At 72.0% G+C, this 18,365-nt stretch carries 20 protein-coding genes; 9 read left to right on the forward strand and 11 right to left on the reverse strand.

All coding sequences use genetic code 11. From position 1 onward, the window contains the following. Positions 1-7: 7 nt before the first annotated feature. Both OO62_RS04720 and OO62_RS04725 read right to left on the reverse strand, forming a co-directional pair. Complete coding sequence (locus OO62_RS04720; RefSeq protein WP_033266019.1) at positions 8-1,294, reverse strand: ATP-binding protein; 1,287 nt, start codon at positions 1,292-1,294, stop codon at positions 8-10. 70 nt (positions 1,295-1,364) lie between these two features. Beyond that, positions 1,365-1,916 carry a helix-turn-helix domain-containing protein gene (locus tag OO62_RS04725; protein ID WP_033265897.1) on the reverse strand — a complete coding sequence of 184 codons (552 nt, stop codon included), beginning with the start codon at positions 1,914-1,916 and terminating at the stop codon, positions 1,365-1,367. Positions 1,917-1,952: 36 nt separating this feature from the next. Here OO62_RS04725 and OO62_RS04730 point away from each other — a divergent pair, with 36 nt between their 5' ends. The 3 genes from OO62_RS04730 to OO62_RS04740 all read left to right on the forward strand — a co-directional run bounded on the left by OO62_RS04730 (position 1,953) and on the right by OO62_RS04740 (position 5,304). Further along, positions 1,953-2,912: an alpha/beta fold hydrolase gene (locus OO62_RS04730; protein WP_228332381.1), complete on the forward strand. Its 960-nt coding sequence runs from the start codon at positions 1,953-1,955 to the stop codon at positions 2,910-2,912. 81 nt (positions 2,913-2,993) lie between these two features. Next, entirely contained in the window at positions 2,994-3,983 is a 990-nt protein-coding gene (locus OO62_RS04735; RefSeq protein ID WP_033265898.1) for an SDR family NAD(P)-dependent oxidoreductase, read from the forward strand. Between the two features lie 136 nt (positions 3,984-4,119). After that, positions 4,120-5,304 (forward strand): zinc-dependent alcohol dehydrogenase, encoded by a 1,185-nt coding sequence (locus OO62_RS04740; protein ID WP_033265899.1) that lies wholly within the window; start codon positions 4,120-4,122, stop codon positions 5,302-5,304. Between the two features lie 147 nt (positions 5,305-5,451). Here OO62_RS04740 and OO62_RS04745 read toward each other — a convergent pair whose 3' ends face one another. After that, positions 5,452-5,646, reverse strand: a complete 195-nt coding sequence (locus OO62_RS04745) for a hypothetical protein (protein WP_051732704.1) — start codon at positions 5,644-5,646, stop codon at positions 5,452-5,454. 358 nt (positions 5,647-6,004) lie between these two features. Between OO62_RS04745 and OO62_RS04750 the strand changes: the two genes are divergently transcribed. The 4 genes from OO62_RS04750 (at position 6,005) to qcrB (ending at position 9,865) form a co-directional block, all read left to right on the forward strand. After that, entirely contained in the window at positions 6,005-6,685 is a 681-nt protein-coding gene (locus OO62_RS04750; RefSeq protein ID WP_033265900.1) for a HemK2/MTQ2 family protein methyltransferase, read from the forward strand. Further along, the gene (locus OO62_RS04755) at positions 6,669-6,977 is read left to right on the forward strand and encodes a CDGSH iron-sulfur domain-containing protein (RefSeq protein WP_033265901.1); all 309 of its coding nucleotides are present in this window, start codon (positions 6,669-6,671) and stop codon (positions 6,975-6,977) included. Before OO62_RS04750 ends, OO62_RS04755 begins: the two co-directional genes overlap by 17 nt. After that, a complete protein-coding gene (locus tag OO62_RS04760) occupies positions 6,974-7,993 on the forward strand; it encodes an iron-containing redox enzyme family protein (protein ID WP_051732707.1) in 1,020 nt (339 codons plus the stop codon). The genes OO62_RS04755 and OO62_RS04760 overlap by 4 nt, the downstream gene beginning before the upstream one ends. A gap of 231 nt (positions 7,994-8,224) precedes the next feature. Then, complete coding sequence (gene qcrB / locus OO62_RS04765) at positions 8,225-9,865, forward strand: cytochrome bc1 complex cytochrome b subunit (protein ID WP_051732709.1); 1,641 nt, start codon at positions 8,225-8,227, stop codon at positions 9,863-9,865. Positions 9,866-9,867: 2 nt separating this feature from the next. On the opposite strand, the gene ctaF is transcribed toward qcrB, so the two are convergent. After that, a complete protein-coding gene (ctaF, locus tag OO62_RS04770; protein ID WP_033265902.1) occupies positions 9,868-10,260 on the reverse strand; it encodes an aa3-type cytochrome oxidase subunit IV in 393 nt (130 codons plus the stop codon). A gap of 4 nt (positions 10,261-10,264) precedes the next feature. After that, positions 10,265-11,974 carry an aa3-type cytochrome oxidase subunit I gene (gene ctaD / locus OO62_RS04775; RefSeq protein WP_033265903.1) on the reverse strand — a complete coding sequence of 570 codons (1,710 nt, stop codon included), beginning with the start codon at positions 11,972-11,974 and terminating at the stop codon, positions 10,265-10,267. Between the two features lie 280 nt (positions 11,975-12,254). Between ctaD and OO62_RS04780 the strand changes: the two genes are divergently transcribed. Further along, entirely contained in the window at positions 12,255-12,662 is a 408-nt protein-coding gene (locus OO62_RS04780; RefSeq protein ID WP_228332382.1) for a hypothetical protein, read from the forward strand. A gap of 107 nt (positions 12,663-12,769) precedes the next feature. On the opposite strand, the gene OO62_RS04785 is transcribed toward OO62_RS04780, so the two are convergent. The 5 genes from OO62_RS04785 to OO62_RS04805 all read right to left on the reverse strand — a co-directional run bounded on the left by OO62_RS04785 (position 12,770) and on the right by OO62_RS04805 (position 16,392). Further along, on the reverse strand, positions 12,770-13,048 hold the full coding sequence (locus OO62_RS04785; RefSeq protein WP_180290282.1) for a hypothetical protein: 279 nt from the start codon (positions 13,046-13,048) through the stop codon (positions 12,770-12,772). Positions 13,049-13,223: 175 nt separating this feature from the next. Continuing rightward, positions 13,224-13,571, reverse strand: coding sequence for a hypothetical protein (locus OO62_RS04790; protein ID WP_033265905.1), 348 nt, complete (start codon positions 13,569-13,571; stop codon positions 13,224-13,226). Between the two features lie 176 nt (positions 13,572-13,747). Further along, positions 13,748-14,680, reverse strand: a complete 933-nt coding sequence (locus tag OO62_RS04795) for an NADP-dependent oxidoreductase (protein WP_033266025.1) — start codon at positions 14,678-14,680, stop codon at positions 13,748-13,750. Positions 14,681-14,848: 168 nt separating this feature from the next. Beyond that, positions 14,849-15,799: a GlxA family transcriptional regulator gene (locus tag OO62_RS04800; RefSeq protein ID WP_033265906.1), complete on the reverse strand. Its 951-nt coding sequence runs from the start codon at positions 15,797-15,799 to the stop codon at positions 14,849-14,851. A gap of 83 nt (positions 15,800-15,882) precedes the next feature. After that, positions 15,883-16,392: a MarR family winged helix-turn-helix transcriptional regulator gene (locus OO62_RS04805; RefSeq protein ID WP_033265907.1), complete on the reverse strand. Its 510-nt coding sequence runs from the start codon at positions 16,390-16,392 to the stop codon at positions 15,883-15,885. A 39-nt stretch (positions 16,393-16,431) separates the two neighbouring features. Between OO62_RS04805 and OO62_RS04810 the strand changes: the two genes are divergently transcribed. Continuing rightward, positions 16,432-17,373: a DMT family transporter gene (locus OO62_RS04810; protein WP_051732711.1), complete on the forward strand. Its 942-nt coding sequence runs from the start codon at positions 16,432-16,434 to the stop codon at positions 17,371-17,373. Here the strand turns inward: OO62_RS04810 and OO62_RS04815 are convergent. Then, complete coding sequence (locus OO62_RS04815; RefSeq protein ID WP_033265908.1) at positions 17,359-18,255, reverse strand: glutathione S-transferase C-terminal domain-containing protein; 897 nt, start codon at positions 18,253-18,255, stop codon at positions 17,359-17,361. The two genes, OO62_RS04810 and OO62_RS04815, sit on opposite strands and share 15 nt — an antisense overlap. Between the last annotated feature and the right edge of the window lie 110 nt (positions 18,256-18,365).

The raw sequence follows: 18,365 nt of genomic DNA on the forward strand, positions 1-18,365 counted from the left end.
CCCCGGCTCACACCCGGGCGGCGGACCGGAGGTCGTGGTCGAAGGCCCGGATGTCGTCCTCGCTGAGCGAGGTGCGGGTACCGGCGATGGCCTGGAGGTAGTCGCCGGTCAGCCGGCCGGGGTCCGGAGGGTCTTCCGGATCCGCCGCGAGGTGCCGCTCGAAGGCAGTCTGGGCGGCGGTGCGGGCCGCGTACTCGATGTCCGCGGGGGTGAAGCGGTCGCTGGCCTCGACCAGCGCGGGAAGGTCGACCCGGTCGGCCCGGTCGGGCCCTATGTACCGGATCCAGATGGCCTTTCTGGCCTCGGCGTCCGGGGGGCCGACCGGGATCAGGTAGTCGAATCGCCCCGGTCGCAGGAAGGCCGGATCCAGCGAGCGCACCACGTTGGTCGCGCAGATCAGCAGGCGGCGCTCACCGCGCCGGAACTGCGGGATCAGCTTGAGGAGTTCATTGGTCACCCGGTGGGCGAGCGTGGTCGGGTCCTGGCGTTCGGAGGCGATCTCCTCGGCCTCGTCGAAGAACAGCACGACCTCGTCCAGGTGCTCGACGCGAGCGAACAGCCGCCGCAGCGCGGCCGCCACCCCGTGGGCGTCGTCGGCGAGCTGGAAGGGAAGCACCTCCAGGAAGGGCCAGCGCAGCCGGGAGGCCACCGCCCGCGCGAAAGTGGTCTTGCCGGTGCCGGGCGGGCCGAAGAGCACCACGGCCCGCGGCGGCACCAGCTGGTAGTGCCCGGCGACCTCCGGGTTCTCCAGCGGCAGCACGAGTCGGCGTTCGATCAGCGACTTCTCCGCGCCCATCCCCGCGATGCGGTCCCACAGGCCGGCCTCCGGCACGATGGCGCCGAGCTGTCCGAGCACGGCGGTCCCGGCCGACTCCGCGGGCAGCAGCTTCTCGAAGTAGCTCAGATCGGGCCGGCCGGTGTATCCCGAGTTCTTGAACGCCTGCTCGCCGACCTCGCCCTCCGGCAGCAGCGCCCCGATGCGGCGCACCCCCGCCTGTGCCAGCCGCTTCTCCAGCCCGGCCAGCAGCGCCGAGCCGATGCCGTGACCGCGCCACTGACGGGCGATGGCCAGGCGCAGCACCCAGGCCCGCTCCTGTGCCGTCGAGGACACCGCCGCGCCGACGATCCGGTCCCCCACCACCGCGACGACCGCGGGGGTCCGGTCCCTGAGGGCGCTCACCACCTCCGCGAGGCTCACAGCCGGGTCGGCGGTGGTGTCCCGCGACTCCTCCCAGATGCGCACCACCTGGTCGAGGTCGCCTTCCTCCAGGTTGCGGACCCGCCACGGAGACATCGGCGCCACCTCCCCCGCCATTTTCCCGCAGGTCGCAGCCGTGCGCCCACCAGGGATGACGGGACAGCCCTCAGCGTCCGGGGTCGGGCGGGGGCGGCTGTTCGGCGGGGAAGAGCACCGGGCTGAGCAGGTGCCGGGTGCGCCGCGGCGACGGCCCGTTGCCCAGCCGGGAGACGAGTACCGCGCGCATCTCCTCGATCAGCTCGGCGCGCTCGTCCTCGCTGAGCCAGACCGCGTGCTGGCGGTAGCCCACCATGTCGGCGACCGGGTCGGCGCCGTCCCGGTCGAGGTAGGCGTTGAACTCGGCCAGCAGCGTGGTCATGGCGACCGCGAACGCCCGGCGGTGGTCCTCCAGGGACACCGAGGCAGCGGTGTCGGCGTCGATCACCGCCCGCGACGGCTGCAGCCGGTACCGGCGTTCGACGGCGCCTCGTACCCGCTGTTCGCCGGCTACTTCGAGGACTCCCGCCTCGGCCAGCAGGCCGACGTGCCGGTACACGGTGGCCTTCGAGACGTCGGACAGCAGCGCGCACACCTGAGAGGTCGTCAGCGTCCGTCCGCCGTACAGGGCGTGCACGATACGGAGCCGCACCGGGTGCAGCAGCAGATCGACGGTGTCCATGGACGAACAATCTCACATCCGATACCGTTCTCAAACATGAGAACACTTGACGGGCAGGAGCCCACCGTCCCGCACCCCGACCCCGCCGGACGCCCCGGCGCCGCGTTCCCCGCCGCACCACCGGTCGGACGCCGGTACGACCTCGGGCACGGGCGGCAGCTGATGCTGCACCGCTCCGGAAGCGGCGGCCCGGCCGTGGTGTTCCTGCCGGGCGCCGGGCTGGTCGGGCTGGACTACCTCCGCATGCACGACCGGGTGGCCGAGCTGACCGGCAGCGTGCTCTACGACCGGGCCGGCACCGGCTGGAGTTCACCGGCGGCGCTCCCCCGCACCGCCACCGAGGTCGTCGACGAACTGCGCGCGTTGCTGCGCGCCGCCGCGGTGCCCGGCCCCTTCGTGCTGGTCGGGCATTCCCTGGGCGGCGCCTACGCGCGGAACTACGCCCACCGGTTCCCGGACGAGGTGGCCGGCCTGCTGCTGCTCGACCCCTTCCACGAGGACCTGCTCGCCCTGGCGCCCCAGGACGTCCGCGAGCAGCTGGCCCGGATGAACGACCAGGAGCTGCCGGAGGCGACACCGGAGCAGCTGGAGGTCGCCCGCGGCCGGATGGCACCGCTCTTCGCGGCCTGGCCGGAGGCCGTACGGGAGCCACTCATCGACCATCACCTCACCGCCTGGCGGACCGCCTGGCTGGAGGGCAGCAACGTCCATGACGAGGTCGCCGCCGAGCTGCGCCGGAGCCCCGGCCTTCCCGACGTGCCCCTGGCCGTGCTCACCGCGACCGGACACGACGCCACTCAGGCCCACTTGTGGTCCGAGGCGGCGCTCCGGGAGATCAACGAGGCCAAGACCGCCCTGCACGCCCGACTGGCCGCTTCCGTCCCGCGCGGGGTGCACCGCGTCCTCGACGACGCCGGACACGGGTTTCTGCACGAGGAACGCCCGGACGCCGTGCTCGCGGCCGTCACCGACCTGCTCGGCCGGGCCGGCGACTGACGAGCCGGGGCGACGGCTCCGGGCTGTGGCCCCGCGCCCCGGCGGGTAGCGTCGGAAGGGCGACGCGACAGGAGGCTCATCATGCGAGTGCTGCCGGCCGCCCCCTCGATCCGGGGCCTCACCGCCGTGGTCACCGGCGGCTCACGCGGGCTCGGCCTGCTCATGGCCGGCGAGCTGATGAAGCGTGGCTGCGATGTGGTGCTGCTGGCGCGGGACGAGGCCGAGCTCGGCAGAGCGGTCACCAAACTGGGCCGGCTGCCGTGCGGATCGGTGCGCAGCGTGGTGTGCGACGTGCGGGACGGCGCCGCGGTCCGGGCCCGCATGGACGAGATCGCCCGGGACAACGGCCGGCTGGACATCGTCCTCGCCAATGCCGGCATCATCCAGGTGGGCCCCGCCGACGCCCTCGGGACCGAGGGGTTCCGCGACGCGCTGGACTCCATCTTCCACGGGGCACTCCACACCGCCCTCGCCGCCCTCCCGCACCTCCGGCGCAGTCCGGTCGGCGGCCGGCTGGCCCTCGTCGGGTCGGTGGGCGGACTGCTGGCGGTGCCGCACCTCCTGCCGTACTCCTGCGCCAAGTCGGCGGTCGCGGCGCTGGCCGAGGGACTGCACGCGGAGGAGGCCGCGCACGGGGTCACCGTGACGGGCATCCACCCCGGACTGATGCGCACCGGCTCGCATCTGCACGCCCGCTTCGGCGGTGACCGGCGCCGGGAGTACGCCTGGTTCCAGGCGCTGGCCGGTGCGCCGCTGCTGTCGATGAACGCCGAGCGGGCGGCGGAGCGCATCGTCTCCGCCGTACAGCGGCGCCGGCGCCGGATCGTGCTGACGCCGGCGGCCAAGCTGGGCGCGAGGGCACACGGGGTGGCCCCGGTGGCCACGAGCCGGCTGGTGTCGGTGATCGGCCGGGTGCTGCCCCGCGACGGCGGCGGCGAGACCGCGGAGGGCTTCCGGGTCGAGGCGGAGGAGCAGCCGCCCGCACGGCGGCTCCGCCGCGTCCTGGGCGTGCTGAACGAACGCGCGGCCGGCCGCTTCAACCAGCGCGGCGGCGCGGCCGACACGAGGTGACCCGCGGGACCGGCGGCCCGGCGACGGGCGGCCGGCGGCCGTGATGCGCGCGCTATCGGCCGCTTTTATCGTGGCGTAGAGGGCCTCCGGCGCCGGGCGCGCGCCTTCGCCGGCCGTCGAGGTGAAGGAGGACAGGGTGCGAGCACTGACGTGGCACGGCAGACGCGACGTGCGCATCGACACGGTCCCCGATCCGCAGATCACCGACCCGACCGATGTCCTGGTGAAGATCACCTCCACCGGCATCTGCGGCTCCGACCTTCATCTCTACGAGGTGATGGGGCCGTTCCTGGAGCCCGGCGACATCCTGGGCCACGAGCCGATGGGGGTCGTCGAGGAAGTGGGTCCGGAGGTTACCGCGCTCGCCCGGGGCGACCGGGTGGTGGTGCCGTTCAACGTCTCCTGCGGGACCTGCTGGATGTGTGAACAGGGCCTGCATTCGCAGTGCGAGACCACGCAGGTCCGTGAACACGGCATGGGCGCCGCGCTGTTCGGCTACACCAAGCTCTACGGCCAGGTGCCGGGCGGGCAGGCCGAGTACCTGCGGGTGCCGTTCGGCAACACCCTGCCCGTCAAGGTGCCGCACGGGCCGCCCGACGAACGGTTCGTCTACCTCTCGGACGTGCTGCCCACCGCCTGGCAGGCCGTCGCCTACGCCGATGTCCCGCCCGGAGGCAGCGTCGTCGTGCTCGGGCTCGGCCCCATCGGCGAGATGGCGGCCCGCATCGCGCTGCACCGGGGCGCCGAGCAGGTCATCGGCGTCGATCTCGTCCCCGAGCGGCTGGCCCGGGCCCGGGCGCGCGGCGTGCACACACTGAACGTCGAGGAACTCGGGGCGGACCTGGGCGACGAGGTACGCCGGCTGACCTCCGGGCGCGGCGCGGACGCGGTCATCGAGGCAGTGGGCATGGAAGCGCACGGTGCGCCGGTGACGAAGGTCGCCCAACAGGCCGTGGGACTGCTGCCGGACGCGCTCGCCGAGAAGCTCATGACGCGGGCCGGAGTGGACCGCATGACGGCGTTCCACGCGGCCATCGACGCGGTGCGGCGGGGCGGGACGGTCTCCGTCGTCGGGGTCTACGGCGGTGCCATGGACCCGTTGCCGCTGCTGAAGATGTTCGACAAGCAGATCCAGCTGCGGATGGGCCAGGCCAACGTCCGGCGGTGGGTCGGCGACCTCCTGCCGCTGCTGACCGATGCGGACCCGCTGGGCGTGGAGGGCTTCGCCACCCACAAACTGCCGCTGGAGGACGGGCCACAGGCGTACAAGACCTTCCAGGCCAAGGAAGACGGCATGATCAAAACGCTGCTGACGCCCTGACTGCTGCCCTGACCGGCGGCGCGGCGGTATGCGGTATCGGGCCCGCCGACGCGACGCCTCCCCCGATCGGTGCGGCTTCGCGCCGCGATCGGGGGAGGCGGACCCTAGCCCGGCACGTACGGGTTACGGCTACGGCTACGGCTACGGCTACTGCGGGTCAATGCCCGTGTGCGCGTCGGTGTCCCGTCCCCCGGCGGGCCGGCCGGAGCGGCCCCTCGGTCCGGTCTTGTGCATGCCCTTCTCGTCTTCCTTGGCGGCGCGCTGTTCCCCGCTGCGGGTCTCGCTCTTGGTTTCGACCGCCGTGGGCACCTTGTCGGTCGACTTCTTCCGGTTCTTCGTCACGTCTGCTCCCTTGCTCGCCTCACTGACGGGCGCGGCGGCCGCGCCCGCTCCGGGGAGCGGCGAGCCACACGCCCCCGGGGTGGAGGGCAGGCCCGTACCGCGTCGGTCTGGTATCCCCTCCCTCCAGGCTGCGGGCCGTACGGCGTATCCGCACCTCAGCGCCCTCCCTCCCCGAGACGCGGGCCGCTCCGGTGGCGTCCCGGCCGGATCACCCGGAGGCTGGGGAAAGGACGTCCGCCACGAAGGGGCCCGCCCCCACGACGGGGCTCGCCGTGGGCAGGGAGTGCTACGCAACGGGGCTTCGGAGCTCCGGCCTCCCTCGGACCGAGACGCTCGGCTCAGCGGGCGGAGGTGCGGTATGAGTGCAGCGACGGCCGCGCTCCCCCGGCCGCGGCCGCTGGTGACGCTGCCCGGTGTCTACTCGCCCCAGGACGACACCTGGCTCCTGCTGCGCGCCCTGTACCGGGAGGACCTCGCCGCCGGCGCCGAGCTGCTCGACCTGGGCTCGGGCAGCGGGGCCCTCGCGGTACGGGCCGCCCGGCGCGGGGCCCGGGTCACCGCCGTCGACATCTCCTGGCAGGCGGTGCTCGCCACCCGGCTCAACGCCTGGCTCTCCGGCCAGCGCGTCACCGTACGCCATGGCGACCTGACCGCGGCGGTGGCCGGCCGGTCGTTCGACCTGTTGCTGAGCAATCCGCCGTACGTGCCCGCGCCCGGTGCCCGCCGGCCCCGGGGGACGTCCCGTGCCTGGGACGCGGGACGGGACGGCCGGCTGCTCGTCGACCGTGTCTGCGACGCGGCGGCCGGTGCGCTGCGCCCCGGCGGGGTGCTGCTGATGGTCCACTCCGGGCTGTGCGGCCCCGAGGACACGCTGGAGCGGCTGTCCCGTACGGGCATGCGGGCCGCGGTCAGCGACCGCGCGCTCATCCCGTTCGGCCCGGTGCTGCGCTCCCGGCTGTCCTGGCTGCGCAGCCAGGGCCTGCTCGCGCAGGGCCAGGACAAAGAGGAACTGGTGATCATCCGTGCCGAGCACCCCTGAGCGCCCACGGCGGATCACACTCACCCCCGACGGTCCACTGCTGGTGGAGGGACCGGTGGAGGTGATCGGCGCGGACGGCACGGTGGTCGTCTCCCGGCGGTTCGTCGTCGCGCTGTGCACCTGCCGGCGCAGCCGCAGCTATCCCTGGTGCGACACCAGCCACCGGCGGCGCTCGCCGCCGGGCGGGCGCGCCGCCGGCCCGGCCCGCTGCCCGGCGGCGGACCGCGCCCCGGAAGGAGAGGACGGCGGCGCGGAAGGAGAGGACGGCGGCGCGGAAGGAGAGGACCGATGAGCGCCCCCGCCGTCGCCGTCCGGCCCGCCGGTCCGCGGCTGCCGCGCGACCGCGGCCCGCTGTCCGGCGCCGTGCTCGCCCGCTTGCGTGACGCAACCGGCCCGCTGCCCACCGAGCAGGAGGCCGGTCGCGCCGATCCGTACGGGCCGGATCTCCAGCTCGCTCTCTACGTGCTGTACGAACTGCACTACCGGGGCTTCGCCGGGGTCCGCGACGACCACGAATGGGATCCGGCGCTGCTGTCCGTGCGGCGCGCGCTGGAGCAGCGGTTCCTCGGGGCACTGCGGACGGACGTCCCGGCGGCCGGCGCCGAGGAGGCGATGGCCGCGCTGCTGATCGAGCCGGCCGGCGACGACGGCAGCAGCGTCAGCCACTACCTGCAACGCGAGGGCCGGCTGTGGCAGCTGAGGGAGTACGCGGCGCTCCGCTCGCTCTACCACCTCAAGGAGGCCGATCCGCATGCCTGGGTCCTGCCGCGTCTGAGCGGCCGCGCCAAGGCCGGGATGGCGGCCATCGAATTCGACGAGTTCGGCGCCGGACGCGCGGAGGGCATCCACGCCCGGCTCTTCGCCGCCCTGATGACGGACCTGGGCCTGGACACCACGTACGGCCGCTACGTCGACCCGGCACCCGCCGAAGCGCTCGCGACCGTCAACCTGATGTCGCTGCTGGGTCTGCACCGCTCCCTGCGCGGCGCGCTGATCGGCCACTTCGCCACGGTCGAGGTGACCTCGTCGCCGGGTTCCAGGCGGCTTGCGGAGGCGATGCGCCGCACCGGCGCCGGCCCCGCGGCGGAGCACTTCTACGACGAACACGTCGAGGCGGACGCCGTCCACGAGCAGGTGGTGCGCCGCGAGGTGGTCGGCGGCCTGCTGGCCGACGAGCCGGAGCTGGAGCCCGACGTCGCCTTCGGGATCGGCGCCACCGGACTGCTGGAGGACCGGCTCGCCACCCGTCTCCTCGGTGCGTGGCGCGCGGACCGCAGCGCACTCCGTTCCCCTTTGACCGAGACCTGACACCCGACCGACACCTGACGACGGCATCGTGCCGCCGCCGACCGCGCTGCCACAGCGCCGGGAGCCACACGCCGCCACCGGCCGCCGTACGACCGCTGGTTGAAGGGCCCGGAGATCGGTTAGTCATAGGCGCCGCAGGGACGGACATCGGACGTCGCGCCGCACAGAACGTGACACCTGCCCGGATCACGAGGCCGTGGTGGCGCGCCGAGGCGTGAGGGAGCGCGGTGCATGGTCTTCCGGAGGCGCACAGGACCCGGCCGCCGGCCCCGGCTGCCGGGGGCGGCGGACAAGGGCTTCACCTGGCTGGACGGACGGCTCCCGGCCTCCTCCGCGGGCAAACTGCTGCGCAAGGCGTTCCCGGACCACTGGGCGTTCCTGCTGGGTGAGCTGGCGCTCTACAGCCTCGTCGTGCTGGTGCTCACCGGGGTCGTCCTGACCCTGTTCTTCGACCCGGGGATGACCGAGAGCGCGTATCACGGCTCGTACGCACCGTTGCGCGGCACCCGGATGACCGCGGCGTACGCATCCACCCTCACCATCAGCTTCGACGTGCGCGGCGGGCTGCTCCTCCGGCAGATCCACCACTGGGCGGCGCTCACCTTTCTCGCCTCCATCGGTGTGCACATGCTGCGCATCTTCTTCACCGGAGCGTTCCGCCGCCCGCGTGAGGGCAACTGGATGATCGGCCTGACGCTCTTTCTGCTGGCCCTGCTGGAGGGCTTCTGCGGGTATTCGCTGCCGGACGACCTGCTGTCCGGAACGGGTCTGCGGACGGCGGCCACCATCATGGGGTCGATTCCCGTGGTGGGGACCTATCTCTCCTTCTTCGCCTTCGGCGGCGAGTTCCCCGGGCAGGACATCATTCCGCGCCTGTACGTCCTGCACATCCTGCTCGTGCCAGGAATCCTGATCGCGCTGGTCACCCTGCATCTCATTCTCGTCGTCCATCTCAAACACACCCAGTGGCGGGGCCCCGGCAGAGCGAACCGGAACGTCATCGGGCAGCCGATGTTTCCGCAGTGGCTCACCAAGTCCACCGGCCTCCTCATCATCCTGACCGCCGTCTTCGCCGTTCTCGGAGCGCTCGGCCAGGTCAACCCGGTGTGGAACTACGGCCCTTTCCAGGCCGACCAGGTGTCCACCGACGCGCAGCCCGACTGGTACGTGGGATTCCTCGAAGGCGCGCTGCGGCTGATGCCCCCTTGGGAGACGAACCTGTGGGGCCACACCGTCATGTGGAACGTCTTCCTGCCCGCCGTCGTCCTGCCGGGGGTGCTCTTCGCGGTGCTGTACGCGTACCCCTTCCTCGAAAGGTGGGTGACCCCGGACCGCGGTGAGATGCATCTGTGCGACCGGCCACGCGAAGCGCACACCCGCACCGGGCTCGGGGTGGCCGGCATCGCCTTTTACGCGGTGCTCCTGCTGGCCGGCGGAAACGACGTCATGGCCTTCGTCTTCGACCTGTCGCTCAACACCCTGACGTGGGTGCTGCGGGCGGCACTGGTGCTCGTCCCGCCGTTGGCCTTCCTCCTCACCAAATGGCTCTGCCTGGCCCTCCAGCACCGCGACCGGGAACGCCTGACCGAGGGTGACGAAACCGGCTGGGTCCGGCAGTCCGCTTACGGTGATCTGTCCGAGGGCCACCAGGAGCTGCCGGCCGCCGAGCGCCACACCTTGCTCTCCCGGCGCACCCCGCGTCCCCTCGAACCGCCGCCCGGCGTGCCCGTCGCCTCCCTTTCCCGGCTCCGGCGCCTACGGCTGTCCGTCAGCCGCTGGTACTACCGCGACCAGGTGGAACTACCGGCTGCCGGCCCCCGGAAGGAAGAATTCGCCACGGCGTCGGAGCGCGCCGGGGCGGACGGCCCGTGACGTCAGCTGTCGCGCTCCGCGTACTGGAACACGAAGCCGAAGACGCCACCGGCCACGAGGCCCACACCGATCAGGAAGAGCCACAGGCCGAAGATGACGCCCAGCGCCGCCACGGCATAGCCGGTCGCGGAGAGGACCGGGTAGACGCTGCGCGGCGGAAAGAAATCGACCGTGCCCGACCGCTGTCTGATCTCGGCGCTCTTGTGGTCCTCCGGCCGGCTGCCGTGCTTGCGCCGCTGGACGCCGAAGAAGAGGAAAAGCAGGACCGACATCAAAAAGGACACGATGAGCGCGGCGGTACCGGCCGGTTCGAGGTCCGACCACCAGGCATAGCCGGTCCCGGTGACGGCGAAGAACACCGCGACGCCGCCGAAGAGGAGCATCTCGATTCTCATGGCGTCACTCGGCCACGGTGTCGGGGGTGGGGGTGCCGTTCCGGCCGGGCCCGGCGCCGGGCGCCGGAACACCGGTCCCCACCTCCGGATGGTGCAGGTCAAAGGCGGGCGAGTCGGAGCGGACGCGCGGCATCGTATGGAAGTTGTGGCGCGGCGGCGGGCAGGAGGTCGCCCACTCCAGCGATCGGCCGAAACCCCAGGGGTCGTCCAGGCGCACCTTCGGCGCATGGCGGGTGGTGTGCCAGACGTTGTACAGGAACGGCAGCGTGGAGGCCCCCAGCAGAAAGGCGCTCACCGAGGAGACGGTGTTCAGGACGGTGAAGCCGTCCGCGGCGAGGTAGTCGGCGTAGCGCCGCGGCATGCCCATCTCGCCCAGCCAGTGCTGCACCAGGAACGTTCCCTGGAAGCCCAGGAACAGGGTCCAGAAATGAATCTTGCCCAGCCGCTCGTCGAGCATTTTCCCGGTCCATTTGGGCCACCAGAAGTAGAACCCGGCGAACATCGCGAAGACGACCGTGCCGAACAGTACGTAGTGCAGGTGGGCCACGATGAAGTAGCTGTCGGTCACGTGGAAGTCCAGCGGCGGGGACGCGATCAGCACACCGCTCAAGCCGCCGAGCAGAAAGGAGACGAGAAAGCCCACGCTCCACAGCATCGGCGTCTCGAACGACAGACTGCCGTGCCACATCGTCCCGATCCAGTTGAAGAACTTCACGCCGGTGGGCACCGCGATGAGGAAGGACAGTACGGAGAAGAACGGCAGCAGGACCGCCCCGGTGGCGAACATGTGGTGCGCCCACACCGAGGCCGACAGCATCGTGATGCCGATCGTGGCACCGACCATTCCGACATACCCGAACATCGGTTTACGGCTGAAGACCGGGATGATTTCGGAGACCACCCCGAAGAACGGCAGCGCCACGATATAGACCTCCGGGTGCCCGAAGAACCAGAACATGTGCTGCCAGAGGATTGCTCCGCCGTTCGCCGCGTCGAAGACATGCGCCCCGAATTTACGGTCCGCCTCCAGGACGAGCAGCGCGGCGGTGAGCACCGGAAAGGCCAGCAGGGCGAGGATGGAGGTGAACAGCACGTTCCAGGTGAAGATCGGCATGCGGAACATCGTCATTCCCGGGGCGCGCAGGCAGACGATCGTCGCGACGAAGTTCACCGCGCCCAGAATGGTGCTCAGCCCGGCCACGACCAGCCCCATCGTCCACAGGTCGCCGCCTGTCCCCGGTGAGAACACGGGCCCGTTGAGGGGGGCGTAGGCGAACCAGCCGAAGGACGCGGCGCCGCCCGGGACCAGGAAGCCGGACACCACCATGAGGCCGCCCAGCAGGAAGAGCCAGTAGGTGAAGGCGTTCAGCCGCGGGAAGGCGACGTCCGGGGAGCCGATCTGCAGCGGCATGACCGCATTCGAGAATCCCGCGAACATCGGTGTCGCGAAGAGCAGCATCATGATGGTGCCGTGAATGGTGAAGAGCTGGTTGTACTGCTCGTTGGAGAACAGCTGGAGCCCGGGCCGGGCCAGCTCGGCCCGCATCAGCATGGCCAGCGTCCCGGCCAGCAGGAAAAAGCCGAAGGCGGTGACCATGTACAGGTTCCCGATCACCTTGTGATCGGTCGTGGTGAGCCATCCCAGAACGACCCGGCCGGGCCGGGACCGGTCCTTTTCCGGTGCTTGCCGTTCCGCCGCCGCAGTCTCTGCCATGCGAGCTCCGCTCTCTCCCTCTGCGCCGGATTCCCTCCCCGGCCATCATGGCCGTTCGCGGTCGCGCCCCGGGGTGTGCGCCGAGTGCCGTAGGAGTGAATTGCCAGGGGCCCGTGCGGCTTAGCCCGCTCCTCGGCCGTCGGCCCGCCCGTACGTCCTGTTGGGCCACCCGGCTGAATTCGGGCCGCGCGCGTTTCGGCTTCAGCGGGTTGACGACGTGACCGGCCGTGGGGGCACGACGATACCCCTGGCAACACAGGACAAATCGGCAAGGAGCATCGTGAGAAGCGTTGTGCGGGCGGGAAGTGTCATCGGGGCGTGCGGCCTCGTTCTGTTGAGCTCCGGAATCGCCCGGGCTCAGATCATTCCGGAACTGCTTTCCAGCACGGTGGGTACCGATCTCCTCGGTCTCACCCGCACGTCGAACGGCGTGTCCTGCCACAACCGGCTGGGCAATATCTACTTCAAGCAACCGGGATTCGGGGAGCCGAGTCGCCCGTGCGTGAACGGCTCGGTCAACAGCGGTAACAGCCAGGACGCCGGGAACGCCTTCATTCACGGCCACCCGAACCGCAGCGGCAACCTCTCCGCGCACAACGGCAGCGGCAACAGCGGCAACTTCGTCGGGGGTGCCTCGCAGGGCAGCAACAACAGCATCCAGCGCGGTGTGGGAGGTCGCCACCACTGATACCGCCACGGCGCGGTCCCAGCCGGCCCCGGTGCGTGAGGGGGCCGGCTGGTCCGTTGCGGGGCAGCCGGAACACGGGGCGGAGCGGCGGGGGGACGCCGCCCGCCTCAGCTTCCGCTGGTGGTCGCGTTGCCGCTGTTGGTGTTGTTGCCGGACAGGTAGACGTTCTGCGCGTTCCGGACGTTCCCGCTGTTCACGGGCCCGTTGGCACAGATCGCCGCCCTGCGCGTGCAGCGGAACGAGGCATTGAAGTCGGCCCAGGTGTCGCTGTTGAACACCCCGTCGTCCGAGCCGAACGGGTTCTCGTCCGCCTGGGCGGGTGACGCCCCGCCAAGGGCCAGCAGCAGGCCGCATGCTCCGGCTATCACCATGTCGACACGTGCCATCTTCTTCACTGTGTGCTCCTGCGCTCGCGGTTGCCCCCCGCGGTCGTACTGCCGGGCATGCCGGCTTCCACGATGCATGAGCAACGGCCGGCCCGCGCGTTCAGTGCTCCAACGCCGGGCGTGCGGCCGCCAGATGGCCGATGGGCCGAAGGGTGTTACGGGCCCTGGTGACGGGTCAGGGAACCACCGTGACCTCGAAGTGCGCCGGTTCGGCGCCCTCGGCGGTGACGGTGAAGGTGGCGGTGCCGTCCACGTCGCCCGCCACGAGCGCGGGGGTGCGCGCGAAGCCCTGGCGGTCCGTGGGCACGGTCACGGTGATCTCGTTCTCCTCGAAGAGGACCTGCTGGGTGGTGGACACCCAGGAGAACGTCACCGGAACGCCGGACACCTGGTCACCGGTACCGGCGTCGACCAGCCGGGCCGTCAGCGGCTCGGCGAAGGTCTGCAGACGGCCGGCGTGCTGGCCGATTCCCCCGGCAGGCTGGATGACCAGTTTCCGGGCCGAGCCCGCTTCCGCACTCATGGTGCCTCCTGACTGGACGGTCCGTGGGTCGCCCGGTGCCCGGTCGGTCCCCGGGCATGCCGGATGGCGGATGCGGTGATGTTAGACACCGGAGCCCGGCCACCTCGCGTATGACCTGCTCGTTTCCGGGGAGTTCCTGCGTTGGGGTGACGGGGCGACAGGCACCCGTCGTCCCGTCACCCCACCACGAGGACGATCTTCCCGGTCGTCCGGCCCGTCTCGGCGCGCGCATGGGCCTCGGCGGCCTCGGCGAGCGGGAACGTGGCGTCGATGTGCGCGCGCAGCGTGCCCGCGGCGGCGAGGTCGGCGACGGCCCGCATCCCCGCGTGGTCCGCCTCGACGAGCAGGGTCTCCATGCGGACGCCCAACTCGGCCGCCTTCTTGGCCTCTTGGTCCGTGGCGGGCTTCAGGATGGACAGCAGGAGTCCGCCGGGGCGCAGGACGCTCAGGGAACGGGTGCGGGAGCCGTCGTCGAGGGGGTCCAGGACGATGTCGACGTCGCTGACCGCCTCGGCGAAGTCGGTGGTGCGGTAGTCGATCAGCTCGTCCGCGCCCAGTTCCCGCAGGAAGTCGTGCTTGGCGGCACTGGCCGTGCCGATGACGTGGGCACCGCGGGCCTTGGCGATCTGTACGGCGAGGTGGCCCACGCCGCCGGCCGCCGCGTGGATCAGTACCCGCTGCCCGGGCCGGACGTCGGCGGTGTCGACCAGCGCCTGGTAGGCGGTGAGAGCGACGAGCGGGAGGGCGCCGGCCTGCACGTGGTCGAGGGCGGCCGGCTTGTGCACGAAGGCGCGTGCGGGGCCGGTGACGTACTCGGCGTGCGAGCCGAGGCCGTGCGGGTAGGGCAGCATGCCGAAGACCTCGTCCCCCGGCTTGAAGAGGGTGACACCGAAGCCGACGGCCTCGACGACACCGGAGACGTCCCAGCCCAGGACGAACGGCGGCTCGCCCAGGAACGGGCCGCCGGCGCGGTGCTTCCAGTCGGTGGGGTTGACGCCGGCCGCCCGCACGGCGATGAGGATTTCGCTCGGGCCCGCTTCGGGGCGCGGCAGCTCGACCTCCTTGAGGACGTCGGGGCCGCCGAGGACGTCCTGGCTGATGGCGCGCATGGTGGCAGGGGTGGTGGTGGCGCGGTGCGCCGTTGACTCGGTCATGTCCTCCAGGCTGCCGGTGGCGACGAGCGCCGACAATGTCTGGATAGCCATGGTTCGATGACATCGCGCCAAGCGGGCGGGAGCGCCGGACGGACCGGTGGTGGGCGACGCGAGGGGCGGCACTCAGGCCGTCGTCCGGAACGCCCGCCGGTAGGCCAGTGGAGCCACCCCGATCAGCGCGTTGAGGTGCTGGCGAAGGGAGATGGCACTGCCGAAGCCGACGTCGTGGGCGATGCGTTCGACGGACAGATCGGTGGTCTCCAGCAGCCGTCGTGCCTGATGGACGCGCTGCTGGACGACCCAGCGGCCCGGGCTGACGCCGGCTTCCTCGGTGAAGCGGCGCGCGAAGGTGCGGGAGCTCATCCCGGCGTGTGCCGCGAGGTCGGCGAGGGTCAGGGGCCGGTCGAGGTGCGCGAGCGCCCACTCGCGGGTGGCGGCGGTGCCGGACGTGCCGGCGGCCGGGACGGGCTGTTCGATGTACTGGGCCTGGCCGCCCTCCCGCCAGGGCGGTATGACGCAGCGGCGCGCGATGCTGTTGGCGAGTTCGCTGCCGTGGTCCCTGCGGACGAGGTGCAGGCAGAGGTCCACCCCGGCGACGGCCCCGGCAGAGGTGAGCACGTCACCGTCGTCGATGAACAGCACGTCGGGGTCGACGGTGACACGGGGGAACATCCGCCGGAAGGTGTCCGCGAGCGCCCAGTGCGTGGTGGCCGGGCGCCCGTCGAGCAGACCGGCCGCGCCGAGCAGGAACGCGCCGGTGCAGAGGGACACCAGCCGGGCGCCGGGGCGGATCCGGGCGAGGGCGGTGGCCGTCGGCGCGGGGAGCCCGTCGTCGAGCAGTCGCAGGTCGAAGGGCGGGATGACGACCGTGTCGGCGCGCTCCAGGGCCTCCGGGCCGTGGTCGGGCGCGACCCTGAAGTCCGAACTGCTGCGTACGGGGCGGCCGTCGGGGGTGCAGGTGACCACCTCGTAGCGGTCCGGCATCTCGTCGAAGACGCGGTGGGCGATGCCGAGTTCGAAGGGGTACACGCCGTCGAGGGCGAGGACGACGAGGCGATGGATCGACGACTGCATGGCGTCAATCTATCGAGAAGCATTGATCCTGCCACCGCGGCTGGGCGCCCGCGCGGCGTCAACGCGCCCTGCGGGCACGGCACTCAGACACCGGACGGCGGCTCCACGCGGCCGAGCCAGGAGGCCAGGAGGCGTTCGAGCTGGGCCGCCTCGCCGGGGGGCAGGGCGTCGAGCAGCCGGCGTTCGTTGCTCATGTGGTCGGTGAATGCCTGGTCGATCAGTTCTCGTCCGGCGCGGGTGAGAGCGACGACCCGGCCGCGGCCGTCGACGGCCGAACGGCGGCGGGTGACCAGGCCGTTGCGTTCCAGCCGGTCGACGCGCTTGGTCATCGCGCCGGTGGTGACCATGGTGTGCGCGGCCAGTTCGCCCGGGGCCCGCTCGAACGGCTCGCCCGCGCGGCGCAGCGCCGCCAGCACGTCGAACTCCCCCTCACTCAGGCCGTACCGGTGGTAGACGAGGCAGAGCTGCTCGGTGAGGAGCCCGGCGAGGCGGTGCAGTCGCCCGAACACCCCTTGGGGGCCGACGTCGAGGTCCGGTCTTTCGCGGGCCCATTCGGCCTGGATGCGGGCGACGTGATCGAGGGGCCGGTCCATGACTTCACTATATCTTCCAAGGAAGACATAATAGCTTCCATGGAAGCTACCTCCCGCTGGATGTGGACACTGGTGACGGCCCTCGCGCCGGTGGCCTGGGGCACGAACTACTTCGTCACCCACGAGTTCCTGCCCGCCGGGCACCCGCTGTACGGGGCCGCGATCCGGGCCCTGCCGGCCGGGCTGCTGCTCCTCGCGGTGCGCCGGGAACGTCCCCGCGGGTCGTGGTGGTGGAAGTCCCTGGTCCTCGGCGTTCTCAACGTGGGCGCCTTCTTCGTGCTGATCTATGTGGCCGCGCAGTTGTTGCCGACGAGCCTGGCCTCCACCGTCATGGCGACCTCACCGCTGGTCATGATGCTGATCGCCTGGGTGCTGCTCGCCGAGCGCCCGCGGCCGGCGCATCTGGCCGGCGCCGGGGTCGGCCTCGGCGGCGTCTGCCTGATGCTGCTGACCGGCTCGGCTTCGGTGGACATACGCGGTGTGCTCGCCTCGGCCGCCGCCATGATCATGTCTTCCTGGGGCTATGTGCTCGCCAAACGATGGAGCCACCAGGTCGAGGTGCTCTCCTCGACGGCCTGGCAGCTGATCGCCGGCGGCCTGCTGCTGCTCCCCCTCGCCATCGCCGTCGAGGGGGCACCGCCGGCCCTCGACGCGCCGGCCGTCCTCGGGTTCGGGTACGTCACCGTCGTGGCCACGGCGGTGGCCTTCGCCGCCTGGTTCACGGGTCTGCGGCACCTGCCCGCGGGCACGGTGGGCCTGGTCGGGCTGCTCAACCCGGCGACCGGGGTGCTGCTGGGCACCCTGCTCGCCGGGGAGGCGCTCACCGGCCGTCAGTTGTGCGGGCTGGCACTGGTCCTGGCCGGCATCCTGCTGGGCCGCCCGCCCGGCCGGGGAGCCGGGCGGGGCGGGACCGCGGCGGGCAGCGGGGTCGTACGCGAGGGCGTACGGCGCCGGTCCCGTCCGCCGTCAGCACGGAGATGACGCGATCCGCCCGGGTGTGTGCGCCGACGTCCAGTCCACGATCTGCACCGCCGCGCCGGCGGCCTCCTGGCCCCGGCAGCGGGCATGGTGCCGGCGCGCGATGCCGTCCAGGTCGAGGTGGGCGCCGAACGCGGGCAGGGCGGCCAGCCGGCGGGCGTACGCCCACAGCTGCCGGTGCCCGGCGATGCGGTGCACCGCCTCGGCGTCCAGGTGCCAGCGGTGCACGGTGTCGAGCTGCACCAGCGTCACCCACAACTGGACGTCGGCCGCGGTGAGTTCGCCGCCCAGTACGTGGTCCCGCCCGGCCACCCGCCGCTCCAGCGAGGACAGCGCACCCAGCAGCGTGTCCAGGGCCGCCGCACGGGCCGCACTGTCGACGCCGTACCGTCCGGCCTGCTGGGCCGCCTCGTTGATGTCGCGCTCACACAGCCGCCCGAGCGCCTCGATGCCCTCCCGGTCCTGCGGCGGATACAGCGCGGGACCGTGACCACCGAACCGCCCGGCCAGGTCGCGCAGGATGTCGGCGGCGTGCGTGGTGACGATCCGGCCCGTCCATCCGTCGCTGAGCACGGGGGCCGCGGCCGGTCCGGGGTGCTGGTGCGAGCTGGCCTCGTACAGCGGGCGCAGCGCGGCGTACCCGCCGTCCGGGCCGTCGGGAACGGCGGGCAGCAGCGTCACCGGGAGGGTGTCGCCGAGGTCCAGCAGGCTGTGGGTGACGGCGATGCCGAGACAGTGCGGACAGGACGGCGACAGATACAGGCGATAGCGGTGCGGCACGGCGTAGTGACCGCTGCGCGCATCACCGCCGATCCGGCCGCGGAGGGACGGCTCGGCGGTCGGGGACACGCCGGAGCGGGCGGACGGGACGGACGTGGCGGACATACGACTCCTGGGTTCCGGGCCGGTCCGCGGACGTACGGCGGTGTACGCACGGGCGGGCCGGCCGGCGGGTGTTCAGGCGGAGGTACGGCGACAAGCGGCGGGTGGGGGCA

This window comes from Streptomyces lydicus (genome assembly GCF_000717345.1).
In the GTDB taxonomy this organism is placed as follows: domain Bacteria; phylum Actinomycetota; class Actinomycetes; order Streptomycetales; family Streptomycetaceae; genus Streptomyces; species Streptomyces lydicus.